Genomic DNA, 11,997 nt, shown 5'->3' with positions numbered 1-11,997 from the left:
ACTTACTTTCCTCTTAATTCGACACTTTTAATGGTAATTCCGCCTGGAGCGATTCCACCGCCGCATCTAATCATTAGATATATTTTTCCTGTAGTACTAAATTTAACAACATTGCTTACTGCATCTAGTTTTACATTTTTAGTACATCCAATAGCTGATAATTTACCAGAAACTGGATTTTTACCGCAGCCATCCCAAGTATTTAAGCCCATTACTTTTCCGCCGTCACTATAATCGCCAGAAACTGTCGCTGGATCTTTTTCACCTGCGTAAACTTCAAACCACATATCTGTAGATGCACCGCCAGAAACTACCATATCAATAGTATATTCTTTATCTTTTACTACATCTATAGCTTGATAAATCCCTGCGTGACCACCACTTACAGTTGCTCCTTTATCACTATAAACCCAGTCACCTGTTGCTTCATAAATAACTTTTTTCCAGTTAGCCTGATCTGCAGCTGTTTTAAAAGAACCGCCTTTTACAAGATTTCCTTTTGCTAAGTCAGTAGTTGCAACCACAAGTTGAGAACTTGCAGTTCCTGTAGCTCCGCCTGCACCAACTGCTGTGTGCGTAATTGTGTAGGTTCCAGCATCTGGCAATGTGATAATCTCATTCATTTTTCCTGGATATTCACCATCGCCCGTATTCCATCTTGAAGAAATAACGTTTTTCGTTTGTGCAACTAAAAGATAAGTGTTTGATGCTCCTTGAACTGGAGTTACAGTAAATGCTGCATCAATATTGCTTCCTATTAGAACGTTTGCATTTCCAGTTTCATCGTCACAACTTATTAATGTTCCTAATCCTAAAGCCAATGTCAGCATTAGAAAAACACTTTTTTTCAAATTTATATTTAAGTTCATATTCTATGTTTTTGGTTAATTAGTTTCGACTATTGATAATTAGGATTTTGTTTCAATTTAGTACCATTAAGTTCTGTGTACGGAATTGGAAAAATCTCATCTGTACCAGCATCGAAACCTCTATCAGCTAAAGCTGCTGGTGCGTCTCCCCATCTTACTAAATCAAAAAACCTATGTCCTTCACCAGCTAATTCCATTCTTCTTTCATTCTTAATAGCCGCTAATGTTACTGGTATTGAACCTAGGCCAACTCTTTTTCTAACGGCATCAAGTAATTTCTGTGCTCTGTCTCCAGATCCTAAAGCTTCTGCTTCCATTAAGTAAGTATCTGCGAGTCTGATGATATAAGAATTTTGTTTGTAGTTCAACTCTGCATTACCACCACCAGTACGAACATCAGATTGTCTTGGAAGATATTTATTCAAGAAGTAACCTGTGTCTTGATAAGCTGGAATATAATCGATTTGACCAGCAGCTTTAAGCGCTTTCAAATCTAAAATAGTCGCTCCAAGCCTAGGATCATCTTTCATTGCATTATACAATTTTTGAGTAGCAACATTAAAAGCCCATCCTGAAGGAAGATCTGGTGCTGTAGAACCTTCTGTTAGGACATATCCTCTTGGCCCAACCATAACGTTTAAGGAGTTTCCTTCGTCTTTACCAGTTCCCCAAAATGTCCAGTCAGAGTTTCCTGCACTTGTATGAGATACTTCTAAAAGTGACTCTGCATTAAATTTCTTTGAAGTGTCCCATAAATCACTAAACTTATCCAGTAACTTATTTCCATATTGGTTTTCAACACCTGGAGTTCCATTTACTTCAGCAAGAACAGCTGCAGCGTCTGCTTTTTTACCTTCAAACAAAAATACTTTTCCTAATATCGCTTGTGCTGCACCTTTATTAAGTCTTCCAGCTTCAGTCTCTGGAGTAACTTTATTTGGTAAAACGGCAATCGCTTCTTTTAGATCTTTTTCTATTTGTGCATAAATTACATCTGGTGTAACTTGTTCTGGATCATAAATAGTTTGAGTATTTAGAGGTACTAAAACCAATGGAATGTTTTTAAACAATCTCACTAGGTTAAAATAGTAAAGTGCACGCAATGCTTTTGCTTCTGCAGCAAATCTGGCTCTTGCACCATTATCCATTGTAGCTGCAGGAAGTTTTTCGATCAACAAATTTGCTCTAGACACACCTTGATAGTGGTCATTCCAGTAACTACTTGGAACACTGATTGAAGTAAGTGAATGCGTAGAAAAATTCTGAATTCCGTTTCCATCTGTGGCACTACCTCCTCCAGCATAAAAATCATCAGATCCCGCGTTAAGCATGGCTACTAGGTTTTCAAAACCACCTGTATTTTTTCTAAGCGGATCATACACTCCCATTAAGGCTGCGTAACATTGCTGCTCATTAGAAAAATAAGTACTAGTATCAAATTTTCCCTCTGGATTAATGGTGACAAAATCTTCAGAGCAAGATCCACCCAAGGCTGCCATTGCTAGAGCGATATATATGTATTTAAATTTTATAGTTTTCATGATTCTTTAATTTTTTAAAATTGAACATTTGCTCCAAACAAAATAGATCTTGCTTGTGGATAAACTCCTTTATCTACACCAAAAACTTGACCTCCAATTTCTGGATCGTATCCGCTGTATTTTGTAAATGTGATTAAGTTTTCGCCTGTTAAGTAAAAACGAACTTTATCTGCACCAATTTTAGATGATAAATTAGTTGGCATTGTATATCCAACTTGAACAATTTTCAAACGCACGTAATTTCCATTTTCAAGATAAAAATTAGACATATTACTGTAGTTTTTATTTGGATCATCGTTGGTTAATCTAGGATAATCATTTGAAGTTCCTTCTCCAACCCAGCGATCCAAAGCTTTTGTTTGGTAGTTAGCATTCAAAACATCAAGTCTTCTTAACCCTTGGAAAATTTTACTTCCTGCTGCTCCTTGAGCAAATGCCATAAAGTCAAAGTTTTTGTAATCTAAGTTTAGAGTAAGACCAAATGTATATTTAGGAATATTTGTACCTAAAAACTGCTTATCATCATCGGTGATTGAGCCATCGTTATTTGCATCTACCCAACGGAAATCTCCCGGTCTGGCTTTTGGCTGAATCAACTCTCCTTTAGCATTTTTATAGGCAGCAACTTCTGCTTCATTTTGAAAAATCCCTGCAGTTTTAAAACCATAGAATTCATTGAATGAATGTCCAACTTGTGTTCTTGTTACTGGTCCCATAGATTGAAAACTAGCGTCTCCAACAATATAATTTGTAGATGATCCTACGTAAGTAATTTCATTTTTTAAATAGGCAAAGTTTCCGTTTACACCTAAATTAAATTCTCCAAGTCTTTTCTTGTATCCTAATTCAATTTCGAAACCGCTGTTGTTCATATCGGCAATATTTGCAGAAGGCGGATCAACAACTCCAACATATCCAGGAATAACAACGTTTCTTAAAATTCCTGTTGTTCTCTTTTTATAATAATCTACTGAAAGATTAAAATCATTAAAAAGTTTTGCATCAAGACCTACTGTAGTTTGTGATGTTTCTTCCCATCCTAAGTCAGCATTTGGAAGTGTAGAATTTCCATAACCAGTTGTAATTGCGCCAGCATTCCCAACTGAATAGTTATAACCACCAACAACTAAACCTCTATATTTGAAATCATCGATATTATCATTACCAACAACTCCGTAACCTCCACGTAGTTTTAAAGAATTAACTACATTATTTTCTTTCCAAAATCCTTCTTTAGAGATTACCCATCCTAATGAGAATGAAGGGAAAACTCCGAATTTTTTGTTTTCACCAAAACGAGTCGATCCATCACGACGAACGATTCCTGTAAAAAGGTATTTTTCTTTAAAATCATAGTTAGCACGTAAAAACAACGATGCCAATTTGTGCTCTACAAAATCCTCAGCTGAATTAACTCTGTCTGTTTGAGGTATATCAAAATTGAAAGAAGCATCTTTGTAGCTTGTAATTGGCAGCCCAAACATGGTTACACCAATCATACCGCCAATGTTTTCGACATAAGCTCCTTGCCCCGCAAGAATGTTTACGTTGTGATCACCGAATTTATTAGAATATGTCAGGATATTTTCAAGAGTCCAAGAAAATGATTTTCTGTTTTCCTGCATATAGTTGTTTCTATCCGCTTTCATGTTTGGATTTAGGAAAAAAACCGGTGTAAAACCTTCTTTCCCCCAATAAGCCAATTTACCGCCAAGTGTAGTTCTAAATTTTAAATGACTGGTAATATTAGCTTCTAAATAAGCATTTCCAACAAAATCATCTGACCAGTTAAATGCTCCTAATCTAGTTTGCATGAAACCTAGTGGATTGGTCATTTCTTGTTGTACTAAAGACGAAATTCCGTAAGGGCGTCCGCTTGCATCTCTAACAACATTTGGATTGGCATAAAAACCAGTACCATCTACTGCAGGATCAGTAACAACAAGTGGAGTAATAGGGTCTAAGTTAATTGCAGAACTTAAAGGCCCTCCAAATTCAGTATTTGGGTTATCAAAACCTTTCGTTTTTTGGTGTGTATAACCAAAAGTTTGTCCAAACGTAAAGTAATCAGAAATTTTGTGTGTTGAATTTAAACGGAAATTTTTCTTTGAATAGTTTGAAATTTCTGTTGCTACAATACCTTCTTGATCTTGTATTCCGAAAGAAGCATAAAAAGTAGATTTTTCACCTCCGCCACTGATACTTAATTCATGTGTATATCTAAAAGCTGAATCATTAAAAATTGCATCCTGCCAATCTGTCCCTTTTCCTAAAGCTGCTGGATTTGTATATTTAATTGGACCTCCATCAGCCATTGATTTTTCGTTCATAAGAGCACCATATTGTGCGGCATTAAGAAGATCTAATCTTTTAGCAGGAGTTGAAATCCCAGCAAAACCATTATAGTTTACCGAAATTTTTCCTGATTTTCCTTTTTTAGTTGTAACTAAGATAACTCCCGTAGCAGCACGAGTACCATAAATCGCCGCAGAAGCTGCGTCTTTAAGAACTTCTATAGATTCAATATCACTTTGGTTAATAAAACCTACCGCATTTGCATCTATTGCAATACCATCAACAACCCATAACGGATCATTTCCTCCTTCTCTAAAAGTAGTTATACCTCTAATGCGAACCTTTGATTTTTCGCCAGGTTGTCCAGAAACAGCTGCAACAGAAACCCCTGCTGCACGACCTTGCAGAGTTTGTTCAACTCTTCCGTTTGGAACTTTTTCAAGATCTGCTGCTTTTACGCTGGAGATTGCTCCCGTAACAACTGATTTCTTTTGAGTTCCATATCCTACAACCACTACTTCATTTAAGGATTGTGATTCTGGTGATAGCTTAATTGTAATTTTTGTCCTTCCGTTTACAGCTTCAGTAACTGTAGTGTATCCAATAAATGTAACTGTCAAAACTCCATTTGAAGGTACTTGTAATTGAAATTTTCCATCAAAATCAGATGCGGTTGACTTAGTCGTACCTTTTAGTACAATTGTTGCGCCTGGAACTGGCATTCCACTTTCATCGTTTATTATTCCATTAACTGTGACATCCTGAGCCACGGCTATAACCGAGAATAACAAAGACGAAACACAAAAAATAAGTAATTTTGTTAATTTCATTTTTCTAAAAATTTTGGTTAATTAATTAGTAATTTGATGCAATAATAATGTTAATATTCTACTATCGATAACTAATATTCCTTACAAAAACACATCAAATTAAAAAAATACACATTACAAAAACACATCAAATTTTACACAAAACATTAATTTACAATGATTTAAAATCAAAATAAATGATGTTATCAAAATGTTAATTATAAAAATAAACACTACACTATTATAAGATTGCTTATTTTTATTAAAAAAACACTGCTCTACATCGTAATAGTAGTTAAAAAACAAATATAAAACACTACAAACAAGCACATTAAAGCCTATTTCCCTAAACAAACTCAAAAAACCACAAAATTGATAAAATCACACATTTACATCATTTTTTTTACATTATTCACAATCTCAATTTTTTCGCAGGTAAAAAACATCGGCCTTCCAGATGTCAGAAATTACAAACGAAATGAATATAAAGGCGGTACCCAAAACTGGAATATCGATCAAGATAAAAACGGAAATCTATATTTTGCTAATAATAATGGTCTGCTGCAATTTGACGGAGCGACATGGCGAAAATATCCTTTGCCAAACTTAACTTCTGTTAGATGTTTAAAAATTGACAAATCAGGAAAAATATTTGTGGGAGGTTATAATGAGTTTGGGTATTTTAAACCAGATCATAACGGACGACTTAAATACACTTCATTGGCTAAAAGAGTAGATAAAAACAAAATTAAAATGATTGATTTTGTTTGGAAAATCCACTCTATTGGCGATCAAACTATTTTTCAATCTTTTGCAAGAGCCTACATTTTTAAAGATGACAAATTAACCATATTAAAAGCTCCAAAAAGGTTTCAATTTTCATTTGTTGTTAACGGGAAACTTTATTTTCAAGATGTCGAAAAAGGAATTCTAGAATATCGAAATGGCAGTCTTTATGCTTTGCCAAATACTACAAGCTTGAATAATACGGAGATTTGGGCCATGCATTCTATTTCAAAAGACAAAATACTGATTGTTACACTCGAAAGAGGTTTGTTTCTTTATGAAAACAACAATATTATTCCTTGGAATACTGAAGCTAACAGCTTTGTTAAAAAGAACAATTCACTGGGCGCTTCAATCATTAACAATAAATTCATTGTACTAAATACGGTATTAGACGGAATTATTATCTGCGATTTTAATGGCAAAGTAATTCAGCATATTAATCGAAAAAAGGGATTGCAAAACAATACCGTTTTAACTTCATTTATAGACAATAAAAGTAATCTTTGGCTTGGACTTGATAACGGAATTGCTTTTGTTAATGAGACTTCTCCTTTTACTTATTTCGGATTTAGTTATGACATTAGTACGGTATATGCTTCTGTTATTTTTCAGGGAAATTTATATGTCGCGACCAATCAAGGTGTTTTTTATCATGCTTGGAATAACAGCTTTAAGGAAGATGTTTTTAAACTAGTTGAAGGAACCACCGCTCAATCTTGGAATGTTCAGGTAATTGATAATGAATTAATATGCGCAAATAATAGAGGTGCGCTTGTTATTAAAGGTGACAGAGTAACTAGGATAATTGATTCTAGAGGTTATTTTGGATTAAAAAAAATACCAAGTCATCCTGGATTTTTTATTGGTTCTAATTATGATGGTTTTGCCATTTTTCAAAAAACAGCTAACGGACTTGTGTTCAAAAATCAAGTTTCTGGATTTGACAAGTCATCAAATAGTTTCGAACTTGATCAACTGTATTTCTGGCTAAAAAAAGACGAATCTATTTATAGAATGGCCTTAAGTGAAGACTTAACAAGATTTGCGAGCATCAAAAAAATTGATCAATTAACTCCGAGATTTAAGAACATAGGAAGTCTTCAAAAAATTGGAGGAAAAATTTACTTTCAAACTAATAATCATTTCTACAAATACTCAAGTGAACAAGACTTATTTTATGAAGATAAAAACGTAACAGCACTCTTTAAGAATATACCTGTAATAAATGCCTTAAGCGAAGATTCTCAGTCAAATTTATGGTATACATTTGATGAGTCGCTTGGGGTTTTAATGAAAGACCGTAATCATTACAAAAACAGTATTGTTCCATTTTCAAACTTAACGGGCAACTTAGTCAGCAACCATCTATCGGTAAATACGATCGACTCTAGAAATATTTTCATCGGATTAACAGATGGACTTGCTCATTATGACTTCAGTCTGCAAAGCAGTCATAATACTAAACCTAAAGCTTTTATTCGCAGTTTCTCCTTTCCGGGTGATACTATTGTAATTGGAAATAATCAAACTAGAATTGAAAACATTCGCATACCTTACGCTTCAAATAATGTTCGCTTTACCTTTTCGTCACCTACTTACGAAAACCTCGAAAATGTGCAATTTTCGTATCAATTAGAGCCTTTTGATGACAAATGGAGCAATTGGTCTGTAGTATCTTTTAAAGAGTATACAAACTTACGTGAGGGCGATTATACGATGAAAGTTAAGGTTCGAAACAGTTACGGAATTCAATCTGATCCATCAGCTGTTACTTTTACCATTTCTCCTCCTTGGTACAGACATTTTCTAGCTTTTATGATGTATTTTATACTTCTCATTATAGCTATTTATTTTATTTCGGATAGAATTAAAATGAAAATAAGAAAAAACAAGTACTATGAAACGATTGAGCAGCGACGTCTTTACCTTGAAAAAGAATCTAGAATCAGGCAAGAACAATATGACTTGGAAAAAGAAATCGAGAAGTTAAAAAATGACAAACTTCAAATTAAAATCCTGGCAAAAGACAAAGAACTAGTTAACAACTCTTTGCAGGTAGTAAAGAAAAATAAAATTCTAAATGGAATCATCCATAAATTAAAAGAAATAGATGTGGAAGCTTTAGATGATTCTACTAAATTTCAAGTCAGCAAACTAAATAAAAGTATTGTAAAAGAGGTAAATACAGACAAAAGCTGGAAGGATCTAGAAAAACACATTAAGAATGTTCATTTTGAGTTTTTAAAGCGTCTAAAGGAAAAATATCCCACAATTTCGCCTCGTGAGCTGGATTTATCAACCTATTTATTAATGAATATGTCTACAAAAGAAATAGCAGAAATTATGAATATTTCGACTGGAGGTGTAGAATTAGCCCGATACCGTTTGAGAAAAAAACTGGGACTGAATAAGAAAGAAAACCTGATAGGTTTTTTAATGAGTATTTAAATTGAAAAAGCCATTCGAGATAACGAATGGCTTTTTATTATAAGATATATTCTAATGTACGTTCAAGAGCCATTCCTCTTGAGCCTTTTATTAAAATGGTATTATTTTTAAACTGAATTGTTTTAAGATAATCTGCAAACGAATCAAATGATTCGAAAAATTTGATTGTGTCACTTAAAATTTTATGTTCATAAAATGATTTCCCAATCAAATAACTCAAACATTCGTTTTGTCCTATTAAAGAATCTACTATTATTTTATGTTCTTTTTGACTTTCATCACCTAGCTCAAACATATCGCCAAGAATCATTATTTTTCCTTTGTTTTCTAATTGCACAAAGTTTACTATCGCAACTGCCATACTACTCGGATTTGCGTTGTAAGCATCTAAAATGATCTCATTTGAGCCTTTCTTCAACAACTGTGATCTGTTGTTTTCAGGAATATAATTCTCAATAGCTTCTTTTACGGCCTTATTTTCAACCTCAAAATATTTACCTATAGTTACAGCTGCATTTATATTATTTGCATTATAAAGTCCAATTAAATGAGACTCAACAACAAAATCTTCATAAGTAACAATCACAAAAGGATTTGCTGTAATGTTTTTAATTTCAAGATCAGCATTCTTTTTATTCACTCCAAAAGTGAATGCTTTTATTCCTTGCGATTTTTCGATTTGAATAGGATCTTCAAGATTTACGAAAACAAGTTTATCATTTTTTGCCAAATATTGATACATCTCGCTTTTTCCTTGTATAACTCCTTCGACGCCGCCAAAACCTTCTAAATGTGCTTTACCAAAATTTGTTATATAACCATAATCCGGCTGCGCAATCTCACATAAAAACTCAATTTCTTTTTTATGATTGGCACCCATTTCAACAATTCCAATTTCAGTTTCTTTTGTAAAAGACAAAAGTGTCAACGGAACTCCAATATGATTATTTAAATTACCAATCGTAGCTTTTGTTTTAAACTTTTTAGACAAAACGACATTTATAAGCTCTTTTGTAGTAGTTTTTCCGTTACTTCCTGTAAGAGCAATAATTGGCAGTTTTAAATAGGTTCTATGATATTTTGCAAGTTCCTGCAATGTTTCTAAACTGTTTTTTACAAGAATAGTCCGCTCATCGATCAAATAAGATTCGTTGTCAATAACAACAAATAATGCTCCTAAATCGAGTGCTTTTTGTGCGAAGGTATTGGCATCAAAATTCTCTCCTTTAATGGCAAAAAACATCGATTCTTTTTCAATTTTCCTTGTGTCAATTGAAACTGATTTACATTGTAAAAACAAATTATGAATGTCCTGAATATTCATTTAATTTTTTATTTAATAGACCATAAAAATAGAAAAAAAACAATAAAAAAATTCCAAATTCCATACTGAAATATTCAGCTTTTGGAATTTGGAATTTTTTATGTTGAAATTTCTAAAACTTAGTTTCTAGGTGATTTTTTTCTTTCTGATTTTGCACCTACTCTTGACATAGCACATCTAAATCCGATGTAATCTGTTGCCATATCTTGAGGGAAATATCTTCTTTGAGCTGGATCTAACCAATATGCTCTATCTCTCCAAGAACCTCCTTTATAAACTCTTACTTTATCATCGATTAAAGTAGTACGTTTACTAGAATTATCATATTTTCTAATCATTTTACCTAAACTATCCGTTGTTACGTTATGTTTAGGAGAATTGTACATTGCTTGATCAGCTTTTGATCCTGATTCAGAATCTCCAAAGTCAAAATATCTAGAAGATTGTTTATCACCATCTCTGTAATTGATATTATTACTTGTACTGAAGTTTTGTCTTAAATAAGTTTCTTGTTCATCAACTGGAACTTGAGCGATTTCTCCTGGAAGATTTCTAGCTACAACTTTTCCATTGCTTAATGTGTCATATTTAATAGTAGCAGTTGTAACGATTTCAACTTTACCATCTTTACCAATTTTGTTTTTAGCATATTGATTTCCTCTATAGTAGTTAAAATCATTTGCTTCATTATCGATAATTGGTCTGTAAACATCGGCAACCCATTCTGCAACGTTTCCTGCCATATCATATAAACCGAAATCGTTTGGAGCATAACTTTTTACAGAGTTTGTAATATCTGCACCATCATCAGACCAACCTGCAATTCCACCGTAATCACCGTTTCCTTGTTTAAAGTTAGCCAATTGATCTCCTTTATTTTTACGTTTTGATGAACGAGTATAATCACCAGACCAAGGATATTTCTTTTGACCTTTGTAAATATTATATTCTCTTTGTCCAACATCTGCTGCAGCAGCATATTCCCATTCAGCCTCAGTAGGAAGTCTGTATTCTGGCAAAATGATTCCAGAAGAACGTTGTGCATATACATTTTTCTCTTCAGGAACTACACCATCTTTTCCAGCTTTTGGTCTTTTTCCGTTTGGATTTTTCTTTATTACAATTTCTTCGCTTCCACCACGTGAAGTACTAGGAGACATTAAATAACCTTCAGTATTAAATGCATTTTCAGCAGTAACATCGCTTGTTTTAGCTCCTTTTTGAAGATAACCATTTTTCTCTAAAACTGCTTCGTTCACACGGTCAGTTCTCCATTTACTAAATTCAACAGCTTGAATCCAGTTTACACCAACTACTGGGTAGTTTGCATAAGATGGGTGTCTTAAATAGTTATTTGTCATCGTTTCGTTATACCCCAAACGATTTCTCCATACTAAAGTATCTGGTGAAGCTCCTTCGTAAATATTCTTGTAATTTTCTTCTGTTGGCGGGAAAACTTTTTTCAACCACTCAAGGTATTCTAAGTACATACCATTGGTAACTTCAGTTTCATCCATATAGAAAGACTGAACGTGTTGTTGAGTAGGTGTGTTATTCCAATCGTGCATAACATCATCTTGTACTTTACCCATAGTAAACGTACCTCCTTCAACAAAAACTAAACCAGGTCCTGCCTGTTGTTTTTTTCCTGCATTTCTAGCAGCAGTTCCATTCTGACTATCTACATCCCAGCCAGTTGCTCTCGAAGCGTGAGTGGAACTCGATTTTTTGCTACAACTAGCCGTGCCCAACATCAATACCATTGACATCATTAATTGCAAGACTACAATTTTGTTTACTTTCATACTCATTCTTAGGTGATAAATTTAGGTGCTGCAATATAATAATTAACATTTAATTAGCAACATCTGTTCTAATAATTTTATTTAGCTGTTTTTTACCAGAAAATAACCTATAGTTAC

General features: G+C 33.6%; 6 protein-coding genes. 1 reads left to right on the top strand and 5 read right to left on the bottom strand.

The window, feature by feature from the left end; genetic code table 11:
- Nucleotides 1-2: 2 nt before the first annotated feature.
- From B0A81_RS07925 to B0A81_RS07915, 3 genes are read right to left on the bottom strand one after another with little or no spacing between them, the layout of a single operon-like run.
- Complete coding sequence (locus tag B0A81_RS07925; protein ID WP_089057521.1) at nt 3-869, bottom strand: hypothetical protein; 867 nt, start codon at nt 867-869, stop codon at nt 3-5.
- 29 nt (nt 870-898) lie between these two features.
- Nucleotides 899-2,410 (bottom strand): RagB/SusD family nutrient uptake outer membrane protein, encoded by a 1,512-nt coding sequence (locus B0A81_RS07920; RefSeq protein WP_089057520.1) that lies wholly within the window; start codon nt 2,408-2,410, stop codon nt 899-901.
- A gap of 14 nt (nt 2,411-2,424) precedes the next feature.
- The gene (locus B0A81_RS07915) at nt 2,425-5,535 is read right to left on the bottom strand and encodes a SusC/RagA family TonB-linked outer membrane protein (protein ID WP_089057519.1); all 3,111 of its coding nucleotides are present in this window, start codon (nt 5,533-5,535) and stop codon (nt 2,425-2,427) included.
- Between the two features lie 351 nt (nt 5,536-5,886).
- Here B0A81_RS07915 and B0A81_RS07910 point away from each other — a divergent pair, with 351 nt between their 5' ends.
- A complete protein-coding gene (locus B0A81_RS07910) occupies nt 5,887-8,751 on the top strand; it encodes a triple tyrosine motif-containing protein (RefSeq protein ID WP_089057518.1) in 2,865 nt (954 codons plus the stop codon).
- A gap of 37 nt (nt 8,752-8,788) precedes the next feature.
- Here the strand turns inward: B0A81_RS07910 and B0A81_RS07905 are convergent, their stop codons facing one another.
- The gene (locus tag B0A81_RS07905) at nt 8,789-10,075 is read right to left on the bottom strand and encodes a UDP-N-acetylmuramoyl-tripeptide--D-alanyl-D-alanine ligase (RefSeq protein ID WP_089057517.1); all 1,287 of its coding nucleotides are present in this window, start codon (nt 10,073-10,075) and stop codon (nt 8,789-8,791) included.
- Nucleotides 10,076-10,194: 119 nt separating this feature from the next.
- Entirely contained in the window at nt 10,195-11,880 is a 1,686-nt protein-coding gene (gene gldJ / locus B0A81_RS07900; RefSeq protein WP_089057516.1) for a gliding motility lipoprotein GldJ, read from the bottom strand.
- Between the last annotated feature and the right edge of the window lie 117 nt (nt 11,881-11,997).

Source organism: Flavobacterium plurextorum, from assembly GCF_002217395.1.
In the GTDB taxonomy this organism is placed as follows: domain Bacteria; phylum Bacteroidota; class Bacteroidia; order Flavobacteriales; family Flavobacteriaceae; genus Flavobacterium; species Flavobacterium plurextorum.
Note: the sequence above shows the minus strand (reverse complement) of the source record. Positions and strands in the feature narration are given on the sequence as shown.

What these genes read in the sequence shown, in the direction of transcription:
- B0A81_RS07925 (WP_089057521.1), bottom strand. Translation starts at nt 869, where the DNA reads ATGAACTTAAATATAAATTTGAAAAAAAGTGTTTTTCTAATGCTGACA.
- B0A81_RS07920 (WP_089057520.1), bottom strand. Translation starts at nt 2,410, where the DNA reads ATGAAAACTATAAAATTTAAATACATATATATCGCTCTAGCAATGGCA.
- B0A81_RS07915 (WP_089057519.1), bottom strand. Translation starts at nt 5,535, where the DNA reads ATGAAATTAACAAAATTACTTATTTTTTGTGTTTCGTCTTTGTTATTC.
- B0A81_RS07905 (WP_089057517.1), bottom strand. Translation starts at nt 10,075, where the DNA reads ATGAATATTCAGGACATTCATAATTTGTTTTTACAATGTAAATCAGTT.
- gldJ (WP_089057516.1), bottom strand. Translation starts at nt 11,880, where the DNA reads ATGAAAGTAAACAAAATTGTAGTCTTGCAATTAATGATGTCAATGGTA.